21 protein-coding genes are annotated in these 25,452 nt (G+C 68.7%); 17 read left to right on the top strand and 4 right to left on the bottom strand.

The genetic code is table 11. The annotated features are described in order from the left end of the window. Nucleotides 1–707: 707 nt before the first annotated feature. Together KA383_19970 and KA383_19965 are read left to right on the top strand one after the other, a co-directional pair. Nucleotides 708–1,244, top strand: coding sequence for a hypothetical protein (locus KA383_19970; protein MBP7748400.1), 537 nt, complete (start codon nucleotides 708–710; stop codon nucleotides 1,242–1,244). A 603-nt stretch (nucleotides 1,245–1,847) separates the two neighbouring features. Then, nucleotides 1,848–2,411, top strand: a complete 564-nt coding sequence (locus KA383_19965; protein MBP7748399.1) for an SUMF1/EgtB/PvdO family nonheme iron enzyme — start codon at nucleotides 1,848–1,850, stop codon at nucleotides 2,409–2,411. A gap of 324 nt (nucleotides 2,412–2,735) precedes the next feature. Here KA383_19965 and KA383_19960 read toward each other — a convergent pair whose 3' ends face one another. Both KA383_19960 and lnt read right to left on the bottom strand, forming a co-directional pair. Continuing rightward, nucleotides 2,736–3,797, bottom strand: coding sequence for a HEAT repeat domain-containing protein (locus KA383_19960; GenBank protein ID MBP7748398.1), 1,062 nt, complete (start codon nucleotides 3,795–3,797; stop codon nucleotides 2,736–2,738). Further along, on the bottom strand, nucleotides 3,798–5,726 hold the full coding sequence (lnt, locus tag KA383_19955) for an apolipoprotein N-acyltransferase (protein MBP7748397.1): 1,929 nt from the start codon (nucleotides 5,724–5,726) through the stop codon (nucleotides 3,798–3,800). A 189-nt stretch (nucleotides 5,727–5,915) separates the two neighbouring features. Here lnt and KA383_19950 point away from each other — a divergent pair, with 189 nt between their 5' ends. Then, nucleotides 5,916–6,275 (top strand): carboxymuconolactone decarboxylase family protein, encoded by a 360-nt coding sequence (locus tag KA383_19950; GenBank protein ID MBP7748396.1) that lies wholly within the window; start codon nucleotides 5,916–5,918, stop codon nucleotides 6,273–6,275. A 61-nt stretch (nucleotides 6,276–6,336) separates the two neighbouring features. Here the strand turns inward: KA383_19950 and KA383_19945 are convergent, their stop codons facing one another. After that, nucleotides 6,337–7,218: an NAD(+)/NADH kinase gene (locus KA383_19945; protein ID MBP7748395.1), complete on the bottom strand. Its 882-nt coding sequence runs from the start codon at nucleotides 7,216–7,218 to the stop codon at nucleotides 6,337–6,339. Between the two features lie 215 nt (nucleotides 7,219–7,433). On the opposite strand from KA383_19945, the gene KA383_19940 reads away from it, so the two are divergent. From KA383_19940 to KA383_19885, 12 genes are all read left to right on the top strand, one after another. Further along, complete coding sequence (locus KA383_19940; GenBank protein MBP7748394.1) at nucleotides 7,434–8,282, top strand: HAD family hydrolase; 849 nt, start codon at nucleotides 7,434–7,436, stop codon at nucleotides 8,280–8,282. Nucleotides 8,283–8,294: 12 nt separating this feature from the next. After that, the gene (locus KA383_19935) at nucleotides 8,295–8,951 is read left to right on the top strand and encodes a phosphatidylserine decarboxylase family protein (GenBank protein ID MBP7748393.1); all 657 of its coding nucleotides are present in this window, start codon (nucleotides 8,295–8,297) and stop codon (nucleotides 8,949–8,951) included. Beyond that, complete coding sequence (locus tag KA383_19930; protein MBP7748392.1) at nucleotides 8,948–9,889, top strand: CDP-alcohol phosphatidyltransferase family protein; 942 nt, start codon at nucleotides 8,948–8,950, stop codon at nucleotides 9,887–9,889. Before KA383_19935 ends, KA383_19930 begins: the two co-directional genes overlap by 4 nt. Before the next feature lie 40 nt (nucleotides 9,890–9,929). Continuing rightward, nucleotides 9,930–10,769: an ATP-dependent sacrificial sulfur transferase LarE gene (larE, locus tag KA383_19925; GenBank protein ID MBP7748391.1), complete on the top strand. Its 840-nt coding sequence runs from the start codon at nucleotides 9,930–9,932 to the stop codon at nucleotides 10,767–10,769. Between the two features lie 275 nt (nucleotides 10,770–11,044). After that, nucleotides 11,045–11,725 (top strand): PEP-CTERM sorting domain-containing protein, encoded by a 681-nt coding sequence (locus KA383_19920; protein MBP7748390.1) that lies wholly within the window; start codon nucleotides 11,045–11,047, stop codon nucleotides 11,723–11,725. Nucleotides 11,726–11,970: 245 nt separating this feature from the next. After that, the gene (locus KA383_19915) at nucleotides 11,971–12,846 is read left to right on the top strand and encodes a DUF58 domain-containing protein (protein MBP7748389.1); all 876 of its coding nucleotides are present in this window, start codon (nucleotides 11,971–11,973) and stop codon (nucleotides 12,844–12,846) included. After that, on the top strand, nucleotides 12,843–13,874 hold the full coding sequence (locus tag KA383_19910) for a hypothetical protein (GenBank protein MBP7748388.1): 1,032 nt from the start codon (nucleotides 12,843–12,845) through the stop codon (nucleotides 13,872–13,874). The genes KA383_19915 and KA383_19910 overlap by 4 nt, the downstream gene beginning before the upstream one ends. Next, nucleotides 13,871–14,956: a VWA domain-containing protein gene (locus KA383_19905; protein MBP7748387.1), complete on the top strand. Its 1,086-nt coding sequence runs from the start codon at nucleotides 13,871–13,873 to the stop codon at nucleotides 14,954–14,956. The genes KA383_19910 and KA383_19905 overlap by 4 nt, the downstream gene beginning before the upstream one ends. Next, nucleotides 14,953–16,014 (top strand): VWA domain-containing protein, encoded by a 1,062-nt coding sequence (locus KA383_19900; protein ID MBP7748386.1) that lies wholly within the window; start codon nucleotides 14,953–14,955, stop codon nucleotides 16,012–16,014. Before KA383_19905 ends, KA383_19900 begins: the two co-directional genes overlap by 4 nt. Then, complete coding sequence (locus KA383_19895; protein MBP7748385.1) at nucleotides 16,011–16,922, top strand: hypothetical protein; 912 nt, start codon at nucleotides 16,011–16,013, stop codon at nucleotides 16,920–16,922. The genes KA383_19900 and KA383_19895 overlap by 4 nt, the downstream gene beginning before the upstream one ends. A 291-nt stretch (nucleotides 16,923–17,213) precedes the next feature. After that, on the top strand, nucleotides 17,214–18,824 hold the full coding sequence (locus KA383_19890) for a hypothetical protein (protein MBP7748384.1): 1,611 nt from the start codon (nucleotides 17,214–17,216) through the stop codon (nucleotides 18,822–18,824). Nucleotides 18,825–19,203: 379 nt separating this feature from the next. Continuing rightward, nucleotides 19,204–21,093, top strand: a complete 1,890-nt coding sequence (locus tag KA383_19885; GenBank protein MBP7748383.1) for an ADP-ribosylglycohydrolase family protein — start codon at nucleotides 19,204–19,206, stop codon at nucleotides 21,091–21,093. Between the two features lie 42 nt (nucleotides 21,094–21,135). On the opposite strand, the gene ribA is transcribed toward KA383_19885, so the two are convergent. Further along, the gene (gene ribA, locus KA383_19880) at nucleotides 21,136–22,407 is read right to left on the bottom strand and encodes a GTP cyclohydrolase II (protein MBP7748382.1); all 1,272 of its coding nucleotides are present in this window, start codon (nucleotides 22,405–22,407) and stop codon (nucleotides 21,136–21,138) included. Nucleotides 22,408–22,566: 159 nt separating this feature from the next. Here ribA and KA383_19875 point away from each other — a divergent pair, with 159 nt between their 5' ends. Continuing rightward, a complete protein-coding gene (locus tag KA383_19875; GenBank protein MBP7748381.1) occupies nucleotides 22,567–22,896 on the top strand; it encodes an ATP-dependent Clp protease adaptor ClpS in 330 nt (109 codons plus the stop codon). Between the two features lie 108 nt (nucleotides 22,897–23,004). Further along, entirely contained in the window at nucleotides 23,005–25,389 is a 2,385-nt protein-coding gene (locus tag KA383_19870) for a hypothetical protein (protein ID MBP7748380.1), read from the top strand. Nucleotides 25,390–25,452 lie beyond the last annotated feature (63 nt).

The raw sequence follows: 25,452 nt of genomic DNA, 5'->3' as shown, positions 1-25,452 counted from the left end.
GCGCCAAACTCCGGCCGAGTCCGCCGCCACCCCCTCAAAAACGGACGCCGTCCGCTCCCTCCAGGCTGGTCAGCCTCCGGCCTCCCGCCCCCGAAGCGTCGAGATCGTTACAACGCAACCGGCTCGCCGGGACACGACGCCCGCTGAGCCGCCAATGCACGGTCGGGAGTCGCCGTCGTCAGAGGTCAGGCGCGGAAACCGCTCGCGAGCAATGCACCACGGCGTCACGGTTCAAAGCTGGGACGCAAGCGCTTCTTCCCCTCGTGGCTACGTCGCTTTCCCTTCGTGCGTCCGTGCCTTACCCCTCTTCGCCCGTAGGGCGCACGATGTTTGCCAGGGTCCTCAGACCTTGGATCGCGAAGCCCACCCCTTCGCGGGGGCGCACGAACGTGGCCGACGGTTTCAGCAGCCGGCACGCACCCCACACACCAACTCCGCTCCCTCCCAGGCGGCCGGAACGCGTTTCCCGCTCCAACTCCCCTCCCTCCCAGGGAGGGGGCAGGGGGAGGGTCCCAACACGCATCAACGACATCCAGGTCACTTTCTGCTATGATTACGCAAGCCGCCGGGTCGAGAAGCAGGTCTCGACCTGGAGCCGGGTCTGAAGCGGGCGCTCGCGGTAAATTGAGCGTGGTGTCCCCGGATTGGGTTGGCGGAACTGTGTACATAGGCGGGTGCTTCCGGGCTGGCTATTGTGGTTCGTGACGATGCTCCTGATGACACTACAACCGGCGACGGCGCGTAACGAGCAGCCGTTGCAGGCCGTGCGCGCCGTTCTCGAGGACGTCGGCATGACGGTTTCGCAGGACAGTGCGGGCACGGAACTGATGATGTGGTGTGCCGAGGAATCGTCTCCGCGCTCGTGGTCCTGCGAGCGCATCGTCATGCCGGATGGAGTCACGCATGACGTCCGGCTTCCCATGGTATACGTGCGGATAGGCGTCACGAACGGCCAGGTGGGGGCCACGCTGGAATCTCGTTCGCGGTCACCGTTGCTACTGATGCTGGGCGCGCTGCTTGTTGCCGCACCATTTTTCATCATCCCAGCCATTTTTGACGGGGATGCCTGGGACAGGGTCGTCATATACGCGGGGGCATCAGGCCTGCTCGGGCTTTGTGGCATCACGGCTATGCTCGCGATGCGTCAACGCCGCCGGGACATCGCGCGACTCCAGGCGGCCTGGAACGAGGTGCGATCCGCACTGCTCCGCCACGACGATTCCGGAGCCGCTGGACGGGGATAGGAGCCTGCAATCATGGGACGTCTATTCGGAATCATCCCGGCCGGGACGTCCCATGAACTGAGTGGGACCGGGCAGGTAAATTCGAAAAATAGGGTACGAAAATAGGGTCGGCCATCTATTCTAGAGAGTCTATACTCGGGGTGGGGCGGCCAAGACCGACACCGGATGACGGGGATTGGCCGCGGGGCAGCGACGCGCCCGGGCTCGGGTGCGTGGCATGGCCGCGTTTGAGGAAGCGTGGGTACGCCGGCCAGAGGTGTCGCTCGCACGTGCGCACCGTGGCCAGAATCTCGCGGCGATGTCTGAGGCGCGGGAGCACGGCCGCGGGCTGGTGGCCAGCGGGCACCCCGGCCGTAATCGACGCGCCGTCGGATCGACGGCCGGCCCCCGGACGCGGCCGTGCCACGCACTCGGCGGCGGATGTAGAATGCGCCTGGTACATGGAGATTTGTGTCTCGGATCCTCGCCTTTGCGCGAGCGGTGACCATGACCGCACTCCGAACCAGGCTGATGTTCGCGACGCGTTGGTGCGCACAATTCGTGGTGTTGAGTGGCCTCATCGGATGCTCGGATTCGATTCACGTACTACCGGAACGCGCACACGTGAACTCCGTCGGAATGGAGCTGGTGGCGCTCAGTACGGGATATTGGGTGTCGCGCTACGAAACAACGCAAGCTCAGTACGACCTGGTGATGGGTGCGCCCGCCACGCCGAGGGTCTGTCCGACATGCCCGGTTGGCAATGTGACGGGCGATGAGGCGCTCGAATTCTGCCGGCGCCTGACCGAGCTGGAACGGCAACGCGGGACCCTGCCAGCGGGATACTGCTACCGCCTGCCCACGTACGCCCAGTACCTGGAGTACGTCGCTGACGCGGGACTTCCCGGATCGGTCACACCCGTCGGCGGCCGCGGCGGAACTCACCTGGCAGGACCTTTGCCGGTTGGAAGTGGCGAGGTCAACCGTCTTGGGCTCTACGACCTGCGCGGTAACGTGTCCGAGTACCTGAGCGAGCCCTACAACACGGGGTCACTCACCATCGTTGGGGCATCGTGGAACGAACACCGCAAGGACTTTCTGGCTGTCCGCAATCGCGCCGGATACATGCATAAGGACGAAAAAGGCCCCGATACTGGCTTTCGGTGCGTGCTCGCGCGCGGGGAATAGCTGTCCCGGTGCGTGGCATGGTCGCGTTCGAGGAACCGTGGGCATGCCGATCAGACGTTGTCGCTCGCACACGCACACCGCGGCCAGAATCTCGCGGCGATGTCTGAGGCGCGGGAGCACGGCCGCGGGCTGGTGGCCAGCGGGCACCCCGGCTGTAATCGACGCGCTCTTGGACCGACGGTCAGCCCTAGGACGCGGCCATGCCGCGCGCGCACACGTGCGTCTCGGCCACGACCCTGCGCTGTGCCAAGCGCAGGCACTGCTCAAGAGCAGTGGCACACAGACTCCGTGGCTGCGTGGCTGCGTGCCTCCATGCCTTCTCCGCTACTTTGCCTCCCGCCCCGCGATCCGGCAAATCGCGTAGCTCGCGGCCACCTGCAGCCGGGCGTCCGTCTGGTCGGCCGCCAGGTCACGCAGCGCCGGCAGCGCCCGCGGATCGCCGATCTCCGCCAGCGCGTGCACCGCCATCGAGCGGATCGGGAACGTGCGGCTGGGGTTGTCGGGCGTCGGGTTGGGGTTGGGGTCGGTGTAGGTGAGCATCTTCATGGCGAAGTCGTAGCCGTCGCGATAGCCGATGCGCCCCAGTCCGCGGGCCGCGATCAGGCGGGCCTCGTCATACTCTTCGCTTACGCCGAGCAGCCGGTAGCGGAGCCCATCGCGCGCCTCCGGGTTGCCCAGGTCAGCGAGGATCAGCAAGGCGTCGGTACGCGCCACGGGGTCGCCCTGCGAATAGTTGATCAGCTCGCTGAGCGCGTCCTTGTCGCCAAGCTGCGCCAGGGCGCCCCGCAGCACGAGGGTCACGTGCCGCGACTTCTCGTTGATCGGCAGCTTCAGGGCGGCGCGCAACCACTTCGTGGCTCGCGGCTCCTGCAGGCGGCCCAGCAGGGCCGCGGCGTCGGCGCGCAAGTTCTCATCCGGGGCCTCGGAGAGCACGCGCGTCAGCACGCGCGCATAGCCGTCGCGACCGCAGCGACACGCCGCGAACGCCGCCGCGAGCCGCACATGCAGGCTTTCGTCCCTGACGCCCGCCGCGACCGACTTAAGCACCTCGGCGTCGCGCAGCTCGCCGAGCGCGACAAACCCGGCGTAGCGCACCAGCGGCGAGGTGGAGCGCAGCGCCTTGCGGAACAGCGGCTGGCCGGCGCGCGGCGCGACGCGCACAAGCGCTTCCAGCGCATTGCAGGCCACATCGTCCAAGTCGCTCTCCGCGGCGCGCAGCAGTAGATCCTGCGCCCGATTCTGCATGTCCATCCGTTCCTGCGGTGACAGCGTCGCACCGGGCCGGGCCTCGTGGCAGCCGGCGACCAGCACCGCGGTGACCGTGCCCAGCATCAACCGGCGCCAGGACTGCACACCGCCGCGGCGGTCGGAAGCGGTCGTAAGCACTCAGGGACCTCCCTTCGCAAACAGGGCCCGCAGTTTCTGGCGGGCCGCGAGGATCCAGCGCTCGAGGATGCCGCTCAGCCACAGGACGGCGGTGAGCGCCAGGCAGACGCCGGCGAACCAGTCGCCCAGGCGGCCATAGAGGCTGGCGCGCTGGTCCAGATACACCGGCTCGACGGCGTAGCCGATCGTGCCGCGGCCGAAGCGGCGGCCATCTTTGGTGACTTCGGAGTAGATCCGGCCGTTGGGGTCAATGAAGCCGCTGATGCCGGTGTTGACGGCCCGGGCAATGCTGACGCGGTTTTCGACGGCGCGAAAGGCGCAGATTGCCATGTGCTGCGGCAGCTCGTTGCTGTGGAGGAACCAGCCGTCGTTGCTGATGTTGACCAGGAAGTCGACCCGGCGGGTGGCTCCATCCCAAACGAAGTGCCGGATGACGTAGGGCGTCGCATCCTCGTAGCAGATCGGCGCGGCAAAGCGGCGCGGACCGTTGGCCGTGGGGAACTCGAAGACCGTGTACTCGGTCCCTGGCGTCAGCGAATACTCGTCCTTGCCGCCCTGGCTGAACGGGCTCAGGCTGTTCAGCCAGCGGTACAGCCAGTGCAGCTGGAAGCCCATGAACTTCGCCTGGCGGAACGGTACCAGCTCACCGAACGGCACAAGGTGTGTCTTGTCGTAGCGCTGGCGGCGCTGGGCGCCGTCGGGGTCGTAGATCAGCGCCGAATTGAAACGCTTCAGCTTCGGGTAAGTCGCCTCGGGGAATTGCTCGAGCGACACTGCGCCGACGAGCACCGTCATGCGCGGCCCATTCTCGGCCGGCAGCCGCGGCAGGCGCGTCGGCAGGTTCAGCTCGGGGCGCGCCTGGGCCAGCCGGCGGACGCGGTGCTCGAGGTCGGTGATGACCGTGTTGACCGCCGCGTAATCCCCGCGTGCGAAAGCGGACACCGCCTGGTGACACGCGGAACTCCAGTCCCACAGCCCCGGCCCGACTTCCGGCACGACCTCACGCCGCTCGATGAAATCGATGTTTTGATACGCGTTCCAGACGGTCTCGGGGAACGCCAGCAGGTCGGGTTGCCCCCGCGCAGCCTCCGCCGCGAGCGCGAGGTACGACGCGAGGACCAGTGATGGGTGATCCCCGTACGGCGGCGTGCTGACCAGCGGGAAGTCGTGCTGGATCACCGCGACCCGCGGCCCCCGCGCGTCGGTCGCCTTGTCAAAGTCCACTTGGCCAAGCCGGAAGTAGCCGTAGCCGAGTGTCGCGGCGAGCAGCGCGATGGCGGTTGCGGTGCCGGCGTAGAGCTGCCGGACGCCAGTGTTCGCCGCATGCGCTGGCCACCGCCGCAGGGTCCACTCGCCGAGGACGCCATTGACCAGGGCGGCGAGGAAGGTGACGCCGTATGCGCCGGTGAGGTCACTGATCTGGATCAAGGGCAGTTGGCGATAGAGGCCGTGCGACAGGAACAGCCAGGGGAAGCCGGTCATGACGGTGGCGCGCAGGTATTCACACGCGACCCAGGTGATGGGTAGGCTCCAGATGAGCGAAATGCCGTGTCGGCGGGCGGTGCGGATGGCCCAGGCTGCCAGCGTCCAGTAGAACGCGAGGTAGAGCGCGAGGGCGGCGTAGCCGAGCCCGGTTACCGGCAGTAGCCAGCGCAGGGCGACGAGGAAGAAGCCCCAGCCGACCAGGAAGCTGAGCCAGTGCGCAAGCCACGCACGGTGCGTCCGGCAGGTCGCGACCGTCCAGGGCACGAGCGCGACAAACACCAGCGGCCAGAAGCTGGGCTGGGGGAAGATCCAGCACAGCGCGGCGGCCGAAAGCCCGTAGAGCAGCAGCACGTGGCCAGCTTCACGCCACAGCTTGGGCAAGGGGGCCGGCGGTCGCACGGACCCGGGCTGTTCGTGTCTGGCGGGCACGGGGTCTGTCTTCATGGCCGTCCGTCAGGGCAGAGCCCGTCGGGGCCGGTTTCGGGCGGCAGTGGCCGACGGATTGGGGGTTGATTCTGCGGCGACGGCGGGGCAGCGTCAACCGCGCGGAGGTGCGGGGCACGGCCGGACGCGGTCTAATGGTGGTGGCTGGCCGGCTGGCCGGGCGACGGCGGGGCGCGTGTGGAGGAAGGCATGTCTGAACGGCTGAACGGGTTTCGCGAATTCCGCGAGCGGATGAACGAGCGCATCCTGCAGGCGGGCAACCTGCAGATCAACCGGTTCTTCACGCTGGATGCCAAGGCATACGAGGACGGCGCGCTCGATGCGCGGACGAAGGAGATCGCCGGCCTCGTCGGGTCGCTGGTGCTGCGCTGCGATGACTGCATCGCGTACCACGTGATCCGCTGCAAGGAACTGGGTGTGACCGACGCGCAGCTTTTCGAGGCGTTCAACGTCGGCCTGGTCATCGGCGGGTCGATCGTCATCCCGCACCTGCGGCGGGCGGTGGCGCTGGTCGATGAGCTGGACGCCGAGATCGGTCCGGCGCACTGACGCGGCGCCCCGCCCTGGCGGCCGGCGGTGGGGGGGGCGTGTCGCCGGGGTACGCAGTGGGCTAGTGCATGTTCGGCCCTTCGCCCCAGCGGAGCTTGCGGCGGAGGGCGTGCCATTCGGAGTGACGCGGGTTGCGGACCAGGAGAAAGTCCGCGTTGTAGCGGGAAATGAGGATGCGGTCGCCGACCTGCAGCGGCTGGACGATGCGCCCATCGGTCGCGACCGTCGTGCCGGGGTTTGCCTGGGCGATGCGAATGGAAATCCGCCGGCTGGCCGCCAGCACCAGCGGCCGGTAGCTGAGCGCCTGTGGACAGATGGGGGTGAGGATGAACGCCTCGCCCGTCGGCTCCAGGATGGGGCCGCCCGCGGCCAGGTTGTGCGCGGTCGATCCGGACGGTGTCGCTACGATCACGCCGTCGCCGCGGATGTACGCCACTTCGTCGCCGTCCACCTCGACGACCATTTCGATCATGTGGAACGGCGGGCCGGCGAAGACCACGCAGTCATTGACGGCGGGCGACGCGGGCTCGTGCACATCGGCGCGGACCACCCGCACATCCATCATGGCCCGGCGTGTGATCGGCAGGTCGCCGCAGAACAGGAAGTCGCCTTCGCTTTCGAGCTCGTCGATGGTGAAATCCGCGAGGTAGCCGAGCTTGCCGAGATTCACGCCGACGATCGGCACTTGGCGCTCGCGCAGTCCATGGACCGCGGCGATGAGCGTGCCGTCGCCGCCAAGGACGATGAGAAGGTCGGGCCGCGCAGCGATCGCCTTCCGGCTGTCATAGGTGATGTCGCTGAAGACGACTGCCGTCCGGCCCGCCAGCCAGCGGCCGGCGCGGGCCAGTGTCTCGGCCGCCCCGGGCTTGTCAGGTGAGCCGATGATCGCGACGCTATGGACCGGTCGCGTGACGCGGCCGGCAGCTTCATCCGGGTTGGTCATAACGGCTGCTCATGGGGACACCCGCGGTGCGTCTTTCGTGCAGGCCCGCGGCAAACGCTATCCCAGCGCGCAGTATACCGCGCGCCCCCGGGCAACAGGGGATCCGTCGCGGCCCGACTTTCCCGCGGCCGCCGAATCCGCCAGAATAGCGACTTGGCCGCTCAACCCGCGCGCCGCCCACGGTGGACGAGCATGGCGGCGCCGGCAGCGACCGCATGGGATCGGCATTGGAATACGAACTGCTGGCCATCGACCTCGACGGTACGCTCCTGAACTCGGAGCACACGTTGCCGGCCGCGAACCGGGCGGCGTTGCACCGGGCCCACCAGGCGGGCGTCCGCATCGTGCTGTGCACCGGGCGGGCGTTCACCGAGACGCGACCAGTTCTGGCGGAGATCGGCCTCGACCTCGATGCGACGGTCACCGTCTTTGGCGCCCTGGTCAGCGAGGCGACGTCAGGTCGTACGCTGGAGCGCACGGCGATACCGCCGTCCGATGCGCTGGCGCTTACCGACTGGTTTCAGGCGCGCGGTTTCCCGGTGCTCTGGCTCACGGACCCCGATGAGGCTGGCAGCGACGGGTACATGCTCGCCGGTCCGCGGCGCCACCCGGCGGTGGACGCCTGGCTGGAGCGCTCGCCGTGCAAGGTGTCGAATGTGGAGCGTCTGCCGGACGGATGTGCGGCCCCGCTACGCCTCTCGATTATCGAGGAGACCGCGGTGCTAAAGGTCGTCTCGGAGGAGTTGCGCGCCGCGTTCGACGGGCGGATCCGCCACAACGTACTGCACGCGCCGCCGTACCGCCTGTCGCTGATCGAGGCCTTTGCGCCGATCGTGGACAAGTGGTACGGAATTGAGAAGCTGTGTCGGCGGTGGGGCGTGGACCCGCGCCGCACCGTCGCGGTGGGCGACGACGTGAACGACCTGGATATGATCCAACGGGCGGGGCTCGGCGTGGCCGTGGCGAACGCGCGGCCCGCCGTGTGCGCCGCCGCGGAGCGCGTGGTCGGCAGCCATAACGACTGCGGCGTGGCGCAGTTGATCGACGAGTTGTGGCCCGGATAGCGGGAGTGGCGGATGGCGCCGTACGCGCGGCTGGAAGTGACGCTGATCGTGCTGGGCGGGGGAGCGCTCACCGCCGTCTGCGCGTGGCTGGCGGGTTGGTGGGCCGTCCTGCCGGCCGTCATAGCGCTCGCCTTGCTCTCGTTCTACCGCGACCCGCCCCGCGCGTGCCCGGTCGGCGACGACCTGATCCTGGCGCCGGCGGACGGGAAGATCGTCGAGATCACGCACGGCGTGGCCGGCCCGGACGACCGGCAGTTTTTGCGCATCATGATTTTTCTGAGTGTCTTCAACGTGCACATCAACCGCAGCCCGTGCGCCGGGCGCGTGACGGCGGTGGACTATCGCCCGGGCGAGTTCCTGAACGCGCTGCGCGCCGACGCCGATGTGCGCAATGAAAGCAACACGCTCGAACTCGAGACGGCCGCGCCGCTGCCGGGCCCGGTGCGCGTGCGGCAGATCGCCGGCGTGCTGGCCCGGCGCATCGTGTGCACGGCGCGGGTGGGCGAGCGCCTGACAGCCGGGCAGCGCTACGGTATGATCAAGCTCGGGTCGCGTACCGAAGTGTGTCTCGTTGAGGATCCCGCCTGGGAAGTGCGTGTCGCCGTCGGCGACGCGGTGAAGGCCGGCCGCACGGTGCTGGCCCGCCGGCGGGCAGTGCCGGAAAGATGATCCTGGACCAGGAAAAGCACGCGCAGACCGAACTGGACCACCACCGGCGCCGGCTGATCGGGATCAGCCTGTTGCCGGCGGCGGCCACGCTCGGCAACCTGATCTGCGGCTTTCTGGCCATTTTCTGCTGCCTGTTGGCGGTGCGCGCCGAGTACGCCGCGTACTTCGCGATCCAACCGCGTGTGTTCCACCGGGCGCTGGAGCAGCTCTTTCCAACGCACATCGCCGCCGGCGCCTACCTGATCGTGCTGGCGATGATCTTCGATGCGCTGGACGGGCGGCTGGCCCGGCTGACCCGGCGGACGAGCGAATTCGGGGCCCAGCTCGACTCCCTGTCGGACGTGGTCAGTTTCGGCGTGGCGCCCGTGGCCCTGTTCGTGACGCTGTTGTTGCGACCGGCCCCGGGAGCGCTGGCTGAGGAGCCCGACGCGTCGCGGCCGCAGTTCAGCGTGGGGTTGCTGTGCGCGCTGGTATACCTGAGTTGCGCCGCGATCCGGTTGGCGCGCTACAACGCCGAGAACGTGAAAAGCGAGGAGGGGCAGCGCGCCTTCAGCGGGCTGCCCAGCCCCGGGGCGGCGGCGGCCATGGCCGCGCTGCTCGCGCTGCACGAGCGGCTGCGGCACACGGGGTTTGCGGCCTGGAATGTGAACTGGCCGGACGTGTCGCGCTGGGTGATCGCGCTGGCCGCGTTCGCGGTCGGGCTGCTGATGGTGAGCCGGTTCGATTACGTGCATATTTTCAACGTGTATGTGCGCCGCCGGCATCCGCCCACGCACCTGGTCTGGTTGATCGTCATTCTCGGGATTGGCTGGTATTCGTTCGAGTTGCTGCTGGTCGTGCTGGCCTTTGGGTACGTCGTCAGCGGCATCGTGCTGGGCCTGCTGCGGCGCGGCCACGGGACCGCGGCCGCGGCCCGCGCCGGGGAAAAACCGGGCTAGAATCGAGCGGTGCGCAGCCGCGGGAGCCGGAGCGGAGCTCATGCAGGAGCAAGTGGCCCGTAAATTGAACGCGCTCGAGCAGCGCCTGCGGGCGCTCGAATCGGTCGTGGTGGCGTTCTCGGGCGGGGTGGACAGCGCTGTCCTGCTCAAGGTGGCGGTCCGCACGCTGGGGTCCTCGCGCGTGCTGGCGGTGACCGGCCGCAGCCCTAGTGTCCCGCGTGCCGAGCTGAATTCCGTCGCCGCGCTCGCCGCCGAGCTGGGCGCCGCGCATGAGTTCCTCGACACCGCGGAATTTGCTGACCCGCGCTACGTTTCGAACCCGAGCGAGCGCTGCTACTACTGCAAGACCGAGCTGTACTCCCGGCTGGTGCCGCTGGCCGCCGCACGTGGCTACCGGGCCGTTGTCGGCGGCACGAACCGGGACGATCTCGGCGATTTCCGGCCCGGTTTGCAGGCGGCCAATGAGCAGCACGTCCTGGCGCCGTTGGCTGAGGTCGGCATCACCAAGGCCGAAGTGCGCCAAATCGGCGCGGCACTGGGCATTTTAATTCATGCCAAGCCCGCGTCACCCTGCCTGTCGTCGCGTATCCCGTATGGCGAGCCCGTGACGCCGGAAAAGCTGCAGCGAATCGACGCCGCCGAGACGTATCTGCGTGAGCTGGGCTTCGCGGAATGCCGCGTGCGGCACCATGCGCAACTGGCCCGGATCGAGGTGCCGGCCACGGATCTGGACCGGTTCGCGGATGCCGAGCTGCGGGCCCGAGTGGACGCCCGGCTCCGGGAGCTGGGATTCCAGTACGTCGCGCTCGATCTGCGTGGTTTCCGCTCGGGTAGCTTGAACGAGGTCGTACCCCGGCAAGTCGGGCTGGGGGGCACGTGAGTGGCGCGTTGCGTCGCGGAAACGCGCCCGCGTCTGTCAGATGGCGGTCCGGACAGGCTCGGCGGCGTGGGTGGGCGGGGGCGTTTTTTTATGGGAAATTACTCCCGCCGGGGCTATAATGGTGCGGTTACTGGGACGAAGTCTGGTGTGCTGCGGCGGTCAGTTCCTTCGATCGCGGCGAAGGTCACGTGGAATTGTCGCGAGCGTGGCGCTGGGCCGCTTCCGTGCTCGCGGCCGGAGTTCGCAGGAGTGGTATTAAGCAGAGGAGAAAGGTGATGACACGACGGTTGGCTGTGTTGGTTGTGGTCGGTCTGTTGGCGGCGCCTGCGCTCGCGTCTTACACACTGTTTTTTGACCCGACCTTCGGGCTTGCTTTTCAGGAGCCCCAGGAAACTGCCTTCCTGGCCGCGACGGGTGCGCTGACGATGATCGACTTCGACAGCGTCCCTCCGGACACGGTTCTGACCGGCAACGAGTGGGCCGGCCAGGGGGTCACGTTCTCGCAGCCCGGCGGATTCGGACTGCGCGCGCTGGGCGACAACGCGCAATACGAGCCGCGCTCGATCCCGAACGCGCTCTTCCCGTTTGGCGGGGCCGGCGTCGACGAACGCCTGCAATTGGATCTGACGACGCCGCAGTTCGCGGTGGGCATGTGGGTGCTCGACAATGAGCTCACCACCCCCGGCTTCATCGAGACCCTGGACTTCTTCAACGCCGCCGGCGCGCTGATCGCCAGCGTGCCCATACCGGTTTGGGGTGCGCCGAACGCCGGGCCGGACAACAACTTCTTCATCGGCATCGTCAGCACCGATCCGATTCAGAGTGCGGTGCTCAACGAATCGGCCGGCGAGGCGTTCATCGAGGACGTCGGCTGGGACAACGTGTATTTCGGCGTTCCGGAGCCGACGTCGCTGGCGCTGCTCGCGTTGGCGGCCCTGGGGCTGCGACGTCGCTAGTGGGCGACGGCCGACTGCGCCCGCGTAGGTCGGCGTGAAACCGGGCGCGCGTTGATCGGAGCAAGATCGACGCGCGCCCGGTTTGTCATATGGGCCGGCCGGTGGGGCCCCGACCTCGGCGGGCACCAAGGACCCCCGCGCCGGCGACTCTCCACGGGGCGCGTTTCGCAGGCGCCGCTGCGCCGGTACAATTCGCGGCCTGGCTTGAGTACGCCCGCGTGGGGCAACGGCGGATTGACCAGGCGATGATCCCGGCAGAAGTTCTCAAGAAGGTCCGTCGCATCCAGATCATCACCTCGGCGATGGTGAATGACATCTTCGCCGGTCAGTATCACTCCGCCTTCAAAGGCCGCGGGATGGAGTTCGAGGAGGTCCGTGAGTACCAGCCCGGCGACGATGTGCGCACCATCGACTGGAACGTAACCGCCCGCGTGGGCCGGCCTTTCGTCAAGAACTACCGCGAGGAGCGCGAGCTGACCGTCGTGCTGCTCGTGGATGTCAGCGCCTCGCAGGACTTCGGCACGCGGGACCAGCTCAAGCGCGAGCTGGTGGCCGAGCTCGGGGCGACGCTCGCCTTCTCCGCGATCCAGAACAACGACAAGGTCGGCCTCATTCTCTTCACCGACCGGATCGAGCGCTTCGTCCCGGCCCGCAAGGGGACGCGCCACGTGCTCCGCGTGGTCCGCGAGCTGCTCTACCATGCACCCGCGGGGCGCGGCACCGATGTCGGTGGCGCCTTGGAGTACCTGAACCGCGTGCTGCGGCGGCGGGCGGTTGTGTTCCTGATCAGCGATTTCCAGGCCCCCGAGTTCACCGGGGCGCTGCGGATCGTGCGGCATCGGCACGACCTGATTCCGGTCGTGGTGCGCGATGAGCGCGAGCACGAGTTGCCCCCGGTGCGCTACGTGGAATTGCTCGACCCGGAGACCGGCGAACAGTTGCTGGTGGATACCAGTTCGCGGGCCGTGCGAACGCGGTTCGCCGAGCTCGCGCGCCGGCGGGCCGAGCGGCTGCGCAGCGAATTCCGCAAGGTGCGTCTGGATGCGGTCGAGGTACGCACCGGCACGCCGTTTATCGAGCCGCTCACCACCTTCTTCCGGCGGCGGGAGCGGCGGCGATGACGATTCGGCGGCGTCACATCCGCACAGCGCGGCACTCGCTGTGGCCGCTGCTGCTGGTCCTCGGGGCCTGCCGGCCGCAGACCCCGGCCGCACCCGACCGGTTGCAAGACGTCGTCGAGCGTGGCCCGCTGAAGCTGACCGTCGTGGCCGGCCCGCATAAGCCGGCCGTCGGCGACGTGATCTCAGTGACGGTCGCCGTTGAGACGCCCGAGGATTTCCTCGTCGCGCTGCCCACCGTGCAGGACTTCGGCGAGTTGCCGGCCCGGCTGATCGACACGCCGGACCCGCGCCCGGGGGCGACCGGCCTCGTCTGGCGGCGCGCCTTCGAGATCGACGCACTGGTCTCCGGCCCGCTGGAAGTGCCGGCACTTACCGCGCGGTATGGTCGTCGATCCGATCCGGCGGAGTCGCAGCCCGCACTGGACAGCGAGCTGGTCAGCAGCGTGCTCAAGATCGAGGTACGCTCGGCCCTGACCGACCAGGACCGCCCGGAGCAACCGCGCGACATCACGGGGGCGCTGCTCCCGCCAAAACCGCCGATGCCGCTGTGGATGCGCATCACGCTTGCGGCGGGCGCGGTAGTGCTCCTGATCGGCGCGTGGCGCGCCTTCCGGGCGCTCCGGCGCTGGATGCTGCGACCTGCGCCGCCAATCCTTCCGGAGGTGTGGGCGCTGCGCGCGCTGGCCGACCTGGCGGGCGGCGATTGGTGCGAGCGCGGCCGAATGCGGGAATACTACTACCGGCTGACCGAGGTGGTGCGCAGCTACATCGAACGCAAGTTCGGCCTGGCGGCGCCCGAGATGACGACGGAGGAGTTCCTGGCAGTCCTGGCGCGCGACCGGCGGGCCGTGCCTTACGACGCGGAGCGCCTGCGGCAGTTCCTGGAGGCGTGCGACTTCGTGAAGTACGCCGCCTGGGAGCCGCGCCGGGAAGACGCGGAAGCAGGGCTCGCGACTGCGCGGGCCTTCGTGCATGCCACCGCGGCCGCGTCGCCGCCGTCGGGCGCCACGGGAGGGTCGTCGGCATGACGCACACGCATCTGCCGCTGACGCCGGATTGGCTCTACTGGCCGCAACCATGGGTGTGGCTACTTTGTCTGCTGCCGTTGCTGCCGGCCCTGTGGTACCTCTGGCGGCATCCGCGCCGCCGACCGGTGATTCGCTTCTCCAGCCTGGACGCCCTGCGCGGCGCAGGCGGAGCGTGGCGCCGACACCTGCGCCTGATTCTGCCGGTTCTGCGTACCGCGGTGCTGACCTGCCTGATCATCGCCGCCGCCCGGCCGCAATCGCCGAACGAGTCGCGCCGCGTGGTGGTCGAAGGCATTGCGATCCAGATGGCCATCGACTGCTCGTCCAGCATGCTCGATGTCGACCTGTCGACGCGCAACGTGCAACAGACGCGCCTCGAAGTCGTGAAGGACGTGTTCAAGAATTTCGTCACTGGCGGCGGCAAGTTGCCCGGTCGGCCGAACGACCTGATCGGCATGATCCGTTTCGCCCGCTACCCGGACAGCGTTTGCCCGCTGACGCTGGACCGCGAGGTGCTGCTCAAGACGCTCGACGAGAGTCGCACGGTGCTCTGGCTGGATCAGAACGGGCGCTGGCGCGGCAATCGCGAGGAAGACGGGACCGCGATCGGCGACGCGCTCGCGCTGGCCGTCGAGCGTCTCAAGGATCTAAAACGCACGACCGGCTCCGGCAACCAGCTCGTGATCGACAGTCGCGTGGTGATCCTGCTGACCGACGGCGAGAACAACACCGGCATGATCGCGCCCGAGCAGGCCGGCGAGCTGGCCGCGACCTACGGGATCAAGGTGTACACGATCCTGGCCGGCACGGGGCAACGGATGCCCTGGGGCGGCCGCCAGCCGGTGGACGACGCGGCTTTGCGCCGGATCGCCGAGGTCTCGGGTGGCAGGTTCTTCCGCGCCGGCGACGCGGTCGCCCTGGAACGAATCTACGCCGAAATCGACCGGCTCGAACGCACGAAGACGGAGGAACAGAGCTACGTGGAGTGGGCTGAGCTGTCGTGGGGCTGGCTGCTCGCGGCGTTTGTGTGCCTGAGCGTGCAGACGCTGCTCGATGCTACCCTCTTGAGGAAAATCCCATGACCGGCCTGAGCTTCGACGATCTGCGCTGGCTGCACCTGCTGTGGGTTGTGCTGGCCGTCGGCCTGGTCGGGCTCTATGGCGTCGCCCGGCGGCGAACTGCGCTGCGGCGGTTTGCGGCGGCGGCGCTCTTGCCACGGCTGACGCCGCCGACCGGCCTGGCGCGGCCGCTCCTGCGCCTGTGGCTGGTGGTCGTCGCGCTTGCGGCGCTGGTGGCCGCGCTGATCGGGCCGCGCTGGGGTGAGCAGGCGCAAACGCTGCTGCGGCGAAACATCGACGTCCTGGTGCTGCTCGACGTATCGCGCTCGATGCTGGCGCGCGACATCGCGCCCAACCGGCTGGAGCGGGCCAAGCTCGCCATTCGCGATGACCTGCTGCCGGCGCTCGGCGGCGACCGCATCGGGCTGATCGCGTTCGCGGGCGTGCCGACGTTGGTCTGTCCGCTCACGTCCGACTACGGGTTCTTCCGGCTGGCGCTGGACGATGTGAGCCCGCTGAGCGCGCCACGCGGCGGCACGAACATCGGGGATGCCATCCGCAAGGCCGAGGCGCAGTTCGAGCACGGCCTCGAGACGCACAAGATCGTCATCCTGATCACCGACGGTGAGGACCACGAGAGCTACCCGCTCGAAGCCGCATCAAACCTGTGGCGCGATCAGCAGGTGCCGATCGTCGCACTCGCGCTGGGCGATCCCGAGCAGGGCGCCCGCATCCCGGTCCGCAACGAGCAGGGCGAATCGTTCCTCGAGTACGGTGGGCAGATCGTGCGGAGCCGCGCCGACTTCTCCACACTCGAGCAGGTCGCGCGTGTCTCGAACCAGGGTGTCTTTGTCGCCGTCGGCACGAGTAATTTCGACCTCGGCGACATCTATCGCCGCGTCGCGGCCGGCGTGCGGGCGGAGGAGGAGCAATCGCAGCGGCGTGTGCGCCAACCGGCGCAGATGCATCCGTTTGCACTCGCCGCGCTGCTGCTCGTGCTCATGGATTCACTGCTGCGCGAGGGGCCGGCGGGCGTGGCGGTGCGCGCCGTGCGCCGCGCGGCCCAGGAGGAAGCCGCATGACGCGCGTGCGTCGAGCGTGGTGTGGCCTGTTGGCGGGGCTGACGCTGGGGGTCGCGTTGGCGGCGGATCCGGCCCATGAACTGGTCGCCAAGGGAAATGGGGACTACGCCGCCGGCCGGTACGCGGAGGCGCTGGCGGCCTACGAGCAGGCGGCAAGCCAGACGCGCCCATCGCCCGAGCTGCTGCACGACATGGCGGCCGCGAACTTCAAGCTCGGCAAGCTCGATGCGGCCCGCGACCTGTGGGTGCGGCTGAAGGACACCGGCGACGCGGCGTTCGCGGCTCGCACGCGCTACAACCTGGGCAACTGCGACTACGCGGACGCACTGGCCGCGGCGCAGCAGAATCCGCAGGCGGCGCTGCAGCACCTGGCCGCGGCGGCCGAACAGTACCGCGCGGCGCTGCGGCTCGACCCGCAATTCGCAGACGCCCGTGCGAACCTCGAATTGACGCAGCTCCTGAAGCAGCAGATCGAGGAGCAATCGCAGCAACAGCCGCAGTCGCAACCGTCCGGCGACCAATCCCAGGAGCAACAGGATCAGCAGCAGCAAGCGCCCCCGTCGCAACCCTCGTCACAGCCTCAGTCGCAGCCAAGCCAGCAGCAACAGGAGCAGTCGGCGCAAAGCCAACCTGCGGAGTCGCAACCCGAGTCGCAGCCCGGCGACGAGCCGGACGACGAACAACCGGAAGGCGAGCCGCCGCCGCCCACTACGCAGCCGGAGATGCCGCCGCCGGAGACCCAGCCGGCCGGCGAGCAGCAGCAGGCGGGTGAGGCGTCACCTATTCAGATGTCGCGCGAGCAGGCCGAGCGGCTGCTGCAGATGATCCGCGACGCTGAGAAAGCCCGCCGCGAGAAGCTCGCGCAGCAGCAAATGGCGAAACAAAAACCGGTCGACCGCGACTGGTAGGCGCGCACCGCCACTACGCGTCGGGCGAGCCGCGTTCGGATTTCCCGCCCCCAGCTGGAGTTACGACGCGACCGAGCTGGAGCAGTGGCGGGTCATTGGCCAGACACCACGCGAGCGCGCGGGGCCGAGACGGCCAGAAAACAGCAGACGCCGACGGGGTGCAGCGCGGTACAATGTCGGTGTATCACCGGGCGGCGACGCCGGGCCGCGTGGCACCGGGCATGTCTTCGCAGCCAATTGTCTGACTGATCCCGTGCTCCGCGCGCCGGCTACCGGATAGGAGGATTGAACATGCTTCCAGTGCAACGAGTGATGGCGGCGGTGGCGTGCGCGGCGGTCGGGTTGGCTGTGCCGGCGACCGCGCAGTGGTCATCGGACCCGTCGGTGAACCTGGCCATCGCGGACCGGACCGCGGACCAGGTGCAGCCCAAGATCCGCAGCACCTCGGACGGCGGCTGCTACATCAGTTGGTTCGACAACGCCGGCGGCGGCTACGACGTGTACCTGCAGCGGCTCGATCCGCAGGGCTACGAGCAGTGGCCGCACAACGGCCTCCTGATCGCGAACCGGTCGTACGGCTGGACCACGGACTACGAGTTGACCGTCGATGCGGACGACAACGCGGTGATCGCGTACAACGACGATCGCAGCGGCAGTGACCAGATCGGCTGCAACAAGATCAGCCCCGCGGGGACGCTCCTGTGGGGCGCGACGGGCGTCCTGCTGACCAATACCAGCGAATTCGTCGCCAGTCCGCGCGTCGCGGTCACAAGCGACGGACGCATCGTCGTCGGCTGGACGCAGGAGGCGGGCTTCTACCTGCAGCAGCTCAGTCCTGACGGCGTGCCACAGTGGGCCAGCCCGACGCACGTGCTCCCGGCCACCGGCTCATACGGGCTCAGCGACCTGAAGGAGTCCGGCGCGGGCACGGTGATCGCCAGTTGGGTCTATTCCACCGGCGGCTATTCCAGCCCGCGGTACCTGTATGCACAGAAGTACTCCTCGGCGGGGGCCCCGGTGTGGGGCTTCGCGCCGGTCATTGTCTTCGACGGCGGCTCGCTGCAGATGGGCTACTTCCCGCGATTCGTGCCCGATGGCAGCGGCGGCGCGGTCTTCGGCTGGTACGACACCGCCGGCACGCGCAACTGCTACGTGCAGCACGTGAGCACCTCGGGTACCCAACTGTTCCCGCACAATGGCGTGGCCGCGTCCACGCTCGCGAACCGGATTCGGCTCTCGCCCGATGTCGCGTATAACTCCGCGACCGGCGAGAGCTTCCTGTTCTGGACCGAGGCTAACTCGCTTCAGTCGCAATGGGGCCTGTACGGGCAGAAGTTCTCGCCCGCCGGCGTACGCGCCTGGACCAACAGCGGTGTGCAATTGCTGCCGCTGACCACCCAGCAGAACGCGTTTGTGAAGACCGTAGTGGCCGGCACCGGCGCGATCGTGTTCTACGTCGATGACGCCGGCGCGGGGTACCTGAAGGCGTTCCGGCTGGACGGCGCCGGCGCTGTCGTGTGGCCACTCTCGCCGCGGATGATCTGCGCGACGCTCAGCAGCAAGTGGGGTGTGATCGCGGCGCGGACGCCGGCGGGCATGCCGCTCGTCGCGTGGGCCGACCAGCGCGTCGACAGCGGCAACATCTACACCCAGAACGTGAAGCCGGATGGCAGCCTGGGCCTGCCGGCGTTGATCACCGGTGATCTGAACTGCGATGGCCAGGTGGACTTCCGCGATATCAACCCGTTCGTGCTGTACCTGTCGGGCAACGACCTCTGGCAGGCGACGTACCCCACCTGCCCGCCCGAGAACGGCGACATCAACCTGGATGGCGTCTTCCCATCGTTCGCGGACATCAACCCGTTTGTGATGCTGCTGAGCGGCAAGTCGTCGGTGGAATAGGATGCCGGCCGAAATCGGTCGTTGATCGCGGTGCTGACGCGCAGCGAGCGCCTGCGACGGCCTCACCACCGCCATGTTGTCCGCCATGCGAGGCGGTGGTTGGTCCCGCGGGCACTCCAGGCGGATTACAGGCAACGGCCGCGGGACACGGAGTGCTGTGCGTGCTCCGGATTCCGTCGTGACATCGGCGTGGCTCCAGTGACGCGCGTTCTGCCGCCTGACCTGCCGGCGGGCCGCGTGAGCCGGGCCGATCCGCTTACGGTTTGGCGCGGTAGAATGACGATGCGCGGCGTGGAGGTGGACACGCGTGAAATCACCTGGCACAAGTCGGCTCGTAATGATCACCGGGGTCTTGGTGCTCGGTCTATGTGGACCAGCGGTGCGCGCTGAGCGGACCATCGCCGCCGACGTGTATTTCGACAAGCTGCACGGCATGTGGCTCGGACAGCTCATTGGCAACATGGCCGGACGGCCCACCGAAGGCGTCTACTCAGGCGCGGAGCCCAACCCCGCGGAGAGCGTGCCCTGGGTGCTCATGGCCGAGTGGCCCGCAGATGACGACACCGATCTGGAGTATCTCGCCCAGCACATCTTCCTGGCGCACGGGCTCGATCCCACCGGTGCCGAGCTGCGCGACGAATGGCTGGCCCATGTGCCGATCTCGAGCGTCTACGTGGCCAACCGGCAGGCGCGGTACCTGATGAACGCCGGGTTCATCCCGCCGCTGACCGGGTCGTACCAGCACAACACTTGCTGGCACACGATCGACGCGCAGATCACCACCGAGAGCCTGGGGGCAATCGCGCCGGGCCTGCGACAGCCCGCGATTACGCTGGCGGGTTCGCTCGCCCGCATCACGAACGAGGGTCTTGCCCTGCATGGCGCGCAGTACTACGCCGCGATGTACGCGGCCGCGTCGTTCGAGAGCGACGTGCCCACGCTGGTGCAACTGGGGCTGGCGGCGATTCCGCAGAGTTCGCGGACCGCCGCTGTGATCCGGGATATGGTGGCGTGGCACGCCCAGGATCTGCTCGACGGGCAGCCGGACTGGCGCGCGACGCGCTGGCTGTTATATGACAACTACGTCGGGACCCACGCGTTCGGCCGGCATTTCTCATGGGTCGAATCGACGATCAACATCGGCGCGACCACGCTGGCGTTGCTCTACGGCGACGGCGACTTCGAGCAGACCGTTCAGATCGCGATCCTCGCCGGCTGGGACTCGGACTGCAACCCGGCGACCGCCGGCGGCTTGCTGGGCTTGATCTCCGGCTACAGCGGTCTGCCCGTGGAATTGACCGCGCAGTGCGGCGACGTGTACCGCAACCTGACCCGCCCCGACCTGCCCGCGCCCGGACCGCCGCCGCAGGATGATTCGATTCTTGCCATCTGCACGCGCTGGCAGACCCTCGCGGAGCAGGTGATTCTCGCGGCCGGTGGTACGATCAGCGACGACGCCGGCCAGCGCGTGTACCACTTGCCGGACGCGGATCCGGTCATGCCCGAACCCGAAATGCCCGATCCCAACGACGCCGCGGGCCTCGTGGGTGCGCTCCGCGCGGCGGGCGAAGTCGTTACCATGTCGGCGAGCGTGATCTACGTCAATCCCGCGCACGACCGCTACAACCTCGCCGGCATCGCCGACGGCATCACCGACCCGCGCTACAACGGTCATCGCCCGTACTGGACGCGCGACAACGATCCGAACCAGCCGCCCGGCGGGGACTTCTACCAGTTGGAGTTCCCGTGCATGGTCCGCGCGGACCGGGTCGTGTTCCACGAGGGCGACCTGGTGCCCGCGCAGGTCAATGACAATCCGTTCACGGCCCGCCGCGACGGCGGCTTCTTCCTTGACCTGGGCGTCGAGGTGCGGCGCGGCGGGGCGTGGTTTCCGGCGCCGCAATCCAGCCAGAGCGAGCCTCTCGATCGATATGTGCCCTACCAGATCATCAGCTTCGATCTTGCCCCGCAGTGGTGTGACGCGGTGCGTATCCGCGGCGAGGCCGGCGGCGACCTGCATTTCACGACGATCATGGAGCTCGAGGCCCACGGTTCGCTGGGGTTCCCTGCGATCCGCGGCGATCTGAACGGCGACGGCGGCGTGAGCTTCGGCGACATCAATCCGTTCGTGCTGGCGCTGAGCAATCTGGCGGCCTTCGTCGCCGCGTACCCCGAGGTGAACCCCTACATCGCCGCGGACATCAACGCGGATGGCATCGTCGGCTTCGGCGATATCAATCCGTTCGTGACGCTACTGAGCGGTGGTTGATCCGGTTGCGTGATCGAACGCCGTCGGTCGGAAGAGGTCGGCTCAGACGTTGCGGAGCTGGTGCCCGAGCTTGTACTTCTTCGCCTCCAGGTAGCGGCGATTGTGCTCCGTCGGCGTGATCTCGAGCGGCAGTTGCTCGACGATCTCCAGGCCGTAGACCGTCAGGCGGCTCACCTTCTTGGGGTTGTTCGTCAGGATGCGGATCCGCTGCAGCCCGATGTCACGCAGGATCTGGGCGCCGATGCCGTAGTCGCGGTGATCCACGCGGAACCCCAGTGCCTGGTTCGCCTCCACCGTGTCGAGACCCTCGTCCTGCAGGCGATAGGCGTGGAGCTTGTTCTCCAGCCCGATGCCGCGCCCCTCCTGGCGGAGATACACCAGCGCCCCGCGCCCCTCGTGGGCAATCGCGCCCATCGCCGCGTAGAGCTGCTGTCCGCACTCGCACCGCGCCGACCCGAACACGTCGCCGGTCAGGCACTCGGAGTGCACCCGCACCAGCACCGGTTCGTTGATCGGCTTCACCGCGCCCGTCGCATCCAGCTCGCCGACGCCGCCGCGACACAGAGCCACGTGCGTGTGCGGGTCCGTGCGGGCGCGATACGCGATCAGCAGCCAGTCGCCGAACTCGTTCTTGAGCGGGACGCTCTCGACGCGCTCGACCAGCCGCTCGCGTTGCAGCCGGTACTCGATCAGCGCGGCATTCGTGCACATCTTCAGTTTGTGCCGGCGGCAGAACTCGACGAGCTGCGGCACGCGTGCCATTGTCCCGTCGTCGTTGAGGACCTCGATGAGCGCCGCGCCGGGCAGCAGCCCCGCCAGCCGGCACAGGTCAACGGAGCCCTCCGTCTGTCCGCCGCGCACCAGCACGCCGCCGTCGCGGGCAATCAGCGGATTGACGTGCCCGGGGCGCACGAAGTCCTCGGGGACCGCCTCCTCGGCGATCAGGTGGCGGATGGTCGTGGCGCGGTCGAAGGCCGACACGCCGGTCGTCGTGCCCAGGTGTGGGCCAGCGTCGACGGTCACCGTGAAGTTGGTGCCGAAGCGGGTGGTGTTGTCGGAGACCTGCGGGGCGAGTTGCAGCCGCTTGCAGCGCGCCTGGGTCAGCGCGACGCAGAGCGTGCCGCGCCCGTAGCGGAGCATGAAGTTGACCTTGTCGGGCGTCACGGCCTGCGCGGGGCAGATCAGGTCACCTTCGTTCTCGCGTTCCTCGTCGTCGACGAGCACGATCATGTTCCCGCGGCGCAGCTCGGCGAGAATCTCGTCCACCGGACTGAACGGGCTGGGACTGCTGTCGGGGGGCTGCCCGGGGGTCATCGTTGGCTCCATGCGGTGACGGCAGACAGCCCCAGATTGTAGCAGAAACTGGCGGCGCGTGCCGGGTGGCAGGTACAATAGTGTGGCGCGGGGGCGGCGGCCGGCCGGAGTGACCGTGGCCGCATGATGTGCTGGTCATGCGGGACTGGAGTGATGACCATGGCGACAGGTCAGCAAGCCGGTGCGCAGGTCCAGAGTGCCCGGCCCAAGCCGCGCACGGCACCGCTCTGGCACGTGATCCTGCTCGACGATGACGACCACACCTACGCTTACGTGATCGAAATGCTCGCGAAGCTCTTCGGGCATTCGCTGGAGACGGCGTACAAGATGGCCTGCGAGGTGGACAACACCGGGCGGGTGATCGTCGAAACCACCGTGTTCGAGCGGGCGGAGTTCAAGCAGCAGCAGATTCATGCCTTTGGCGCGGACTGGCGCATCGAACGCTGCCAGGGAGCCATGCGGGCCGTGCTGGAGCCGGCCGAAGGGTAGGGCCGCGCCGGCGCCGGATATTCGGGCAACTTTGCGCGGACGGGGCCTGCATTTCGGCCGGGCGGGGGTATCATGTGCAGCCTGTGAACCCGAGGCTGGGAGCTGCTGATGCCGAGTGCAATGCGAGCGCGGGCGGTCGTCGTGGCGATGCTGCTGGGGGCGGTTCCGGGAATCTGGGCGGCCGGGCGCAATCAACCTCTGACCACGGCGGAGCTGCTGGTCGATCTGGCACGCGATCATGCTCTTGTCCGCCGCGGACAACAGACCGAGGCCGACGTGCAGACTGTCCGCACACTGCTGCGGGCCGCGCTGCGGTTGGATCCGCAACTGACCGACGCCTACGTGTGGCTGTACGAGCTGGCGACGCTCGCCGGTGACCAGGCGGCCGCCGGACAGGCGCTGACCGGCCTGCTCAACGCCGACCCGACCAACCAGAACGCGTTCGCCCTGTGGCTGGCGGCGGGGGCGCGGGTGTGTCAGACGGCGGAAGCTCGCGCGGAGTGGCTGCAGGCCGTGCTGCAGACGCCCCGCCCGCCGGCGCTGCAGGCCATGGTGCACGTCGAGCTGGCCCGCCTGGAGCTGGAACGCGTGGACCTTGCGGCGGCGCAGCGGCACCTCGACCGGGCGTTCGAGCTGGAACCGACCTGTGTGGCGGCGGCGGCCCTCGCGCTGCACGCGCTGGGAGACGAGGCACCGGCCGTGGCGCGCCTGAAGGCGTTGTTGCGGTTGCTGGCAGCGCATCCGGCCGAGCTGAACGTCGCCTGGCAGGTGGGGCAATTGCTGGACGAGCACGGGTTGCCGGCGGACGCGACGCGCTTCTATGACTACGCGGCCGCCCTGCATGCGCGCTCCAGCGCGCAGACGCCCCCGGGCGGCCGTTACCTGCTGGACCTGGCGCGCAACCGGCGCGCCCTGGGCCGGCTGGACGAGGCCGTGGAACTGGCCCGCCGCGCGATTGCGACGGACCCCGTTGTCGCGGCCGAGGCCGGCATGCTGCTGGCGTACCTGGTTGAAAGACAGGGCGCCGCACACGAGGCGGAGCAGATCCGGGCGCAGCTCTCCCGGCGGTTTGCGTCCCTGAACGACCCTGCGGCGTGGCCGGTGAACGAGGTGGCGCAGGCGGCGTGGTTCTATGCGCACGTGGCGCCCGATCCGCATCGGGCCGCGACGCTCGCGGAGGCCGCGGCGCAGAAGGCTCCGGGCGACCCGTTTGTACAGCGCGTGCTGGGCTGGGCACAGGCCCTCAACCTGAAGCCGGACGAGGCCCTGCGCACGCTCGCGCCGCTCGCGCGCCGGGACCCGTATGCCGCGTATATGCTGGCCAAGTTGCGGCGTGAAGCCGGCGATGAGTCCGGCGCCCGGCAGTGTCTGGACGCGCTGGAAACGCCGCCCGTGGCCGGCCCCGCGCGTGACCTGATTGACGCCTTCCTGTCCCCGGTGCCCGCTTCGCAGCCGGCGACCGACTCCGCCCCGGCCACGCCCGCGACGCAGCCGGTCGCGGCGTCGCAACCGATGCGTCGGCCAGACCCTGAGCTCGTCGCCGCGCTGGCGGCCTTCGACGCGCGGGTGCTGACGTACTATGACGATCCGGGCCGCTATGTCGAAGCCCGCGTGACGCTCGATGACCTGAGCCCGGCGCCGGGCGAGCCGTGGCTCGCGACATTCGCGCTGACGAACCGTGGCCCGTTTCCAGTAACGCTCGGGCCCGAAGCGATGGCGAACCCGGTCTTCATGCTCTCCTTCCGCATGGAAGGCGACCGGACCCGCAGCTTCCCGGCGCTGCAGACGGTCAGCGTGGATCGCGTCCGCGTGCTCTACCCAGGGCAGTCGGTGCAGGTGCGGAGGACGATTGACGTCGGGCCGATCCGGCAGGCGTCGCGGCAGACGCCGCAGCAGGCGCAGCGCATCGAAGTGCAGGTGCTGCTCGATGCCGAACTGGGAGCCGACGGGCAGTGGCGGGCGAGTCTGGGGGGCCAGCAGTTGCGGCCGCCGGTGTATTTCAACCGGCTGCCGGCCGCGACCGGGCGGGAGGCCCTGACGGCGCTGCTGAGCGCGATCGGCGGCGGGTCGGACGCGGCGCGCTGGCGGGCGATCGAGCTGGCGGCGGAGCTGCTGGGCGAGCGGCAACGGGCTGATTTGAAGCGGTTGAACTACGCGCCGGGGCCGGTGCCGGTGGACCGTCTGCGGGCCGTGCTCCTGGACCTGCTGCGCAGCGAAGCATGGGAGCGGCGGGTGCGGACGCTCGACGCCCTGCAGATGATGGGTCTGGATCGCGAGTTCACGGCCGCGGTCGAGAGCTGCCTCGCGCATGAGCACTGGCTCGTGCGGCTGATGGCGGTGCGGGTGCTGGCGCGGCAGGGCCGCGAGTTCGCCGCCCGGGCGGAGAGCCTGGCCCGTGATGACGCCGACGAACTCGTACGGGCCCTCGCGGCGAGCTACGTCGAGGGCTGGCGCCTGGCCGGTCCGGCGGCAAGCGCGCCGGCGACCGAGTGAGCACGGTGCGGCGCAAGGACCGATAAGCGTGGTGCGGGTGGGCGCCGGCGTTGACGGCGTGGC

It is taken from the genome of Phycisphaerae bacterium (genome assembly GCA_017999985.1).
GTDB lineage: Bacteria > Planctomycetota > Phycisphaerae > UBA1845 > Fen-1342 > JAGNKU01.
The sequence above is the reverse complement of the archived record's forward strand: the minus strand, read 5'-3'. Positions and strand labels throughout refer to the sequence as shown.

Bases quoted from the DNA above. Each gene is read 5' to 3' on its own strand.
- KA383_19970 (MBP7748400.1), top strand. From the start codon at position 708: ATGCTCCTGATGACACTACAACCGGCGACGGCGCGTAACGAGCAGCCG.
- lnt (MBP7748397.1), bottom strand. From the start codon at position 5,726: ATGAAGACAGACCCCGTGCCCGCCAGACACGAACAGCCCGGGTCCGTG.
- KA383_19950 (MBP7748396.1), top strand. From the start codon at position 5,916: ATGTCTGAACGGCTGAACGGGTTTCGCGAATTCCGCGAGCGGATGAAC.
- KA383_19945 (MBP7748395.1), bottom strand. From the start codon at position 7,218: ATGACCAACCCGGATGAAGCTGCCGGCCGCGTCACGCGACCGGTCCAT.
- KA383_19940 (MBP7748394.1), top strand. From the start codon at position 7,434: ATGGGATCGGCATTGGAATACGAACTGCTGGCCATCGACCTCGACGGT.
- KA383_19935 (MBP7748393.1), top strand. From the start codon at position 8,295: ATGGCGCCGTACGCGCGGCTGGAAGTGACGCTGATCGTGCTGGGCGGG.
- KA383_19930 (MBP7748392.1), top strand. From the start codon at position 8,948: ATGATCCTGGACCAGGAAAAGCACGCGCAGACCGAACTGGACCACCAC.
- larE (MBP7748391.1), top strand. From the start codon at position 9,930: ATGCAGGAGCAAGTGGCCCGTAAATTGAACGCGCTCGAGCAGCGCCTG.
- KA383_19920 (MBP7748390.1), top strand. From the start codon at position 11,045: ATGACACGACGGTTGGCTGTGTTGGTTGTGGTCGGTCTGTTGGCGGCG.
- KA383_19915 (MBP7748389.1), top strand. From the start codon at position 11,971: ATGATCCCGGCAGAAGTTCTCAAGAAGGTCCGTCGCATCCAGATCATC.
- KA383_19910 (MBP7748388.1), top strand. From the start codon at position 12,843: ATGACGATTCGGCGGCGTCACATCCGCACAGCGCGGCACTCGCTGTGG.
- KA383_19905 (MBP7748387.1), top strand. From the start codon at position 13,871: ATGACGCACACGCATCTGCCGCTGACGCCGGATTGGCTCTACTGGCCG.
- KA383_19900 (MBP7748386.1), top strand. From the start codon at position 14,953: ATGACCGGCCTGAGCTTCGACGATCTGCGCTGGCTGCACCTGCTGTGG.
- KA383_19895 (MBP7748385.1), top strand. From the start codon at position 16,011: ATGACGCGCGTGCGTCGAGCGTGGTGTGGCCTGTTGGCGGGGCTGACG.
- KA383_19890 (MBP7748384.1), top strand. From the start codon at position 17,214: ATGCTTCCAGTGCAACGAGTGATGGCGGCGGTGGCGTGCGCGGCGGTC.
- ribA (MBP7748382.1), bottom strand. From the start codon at position 22,407: ATGACCCCCGGGCAGCCCCCCGACAGCAGTCCCAGCCCGTTCAGTCCG.
- KA383_19875 (MBP7748381.1), top strand. From the start codon at position 22,567: ATGGCGACAGGTCAGCAAGCCGGTGCGCAGGTCCAGAGTGCCCGGCCC.
- KA383_19870 (MBP7748380.1), top strand. From the start codon at position 23,005: ATGCCGAGTGCAATGCGAGCGCGGGCGGTCGTCGTGGCGATGCTGCTG.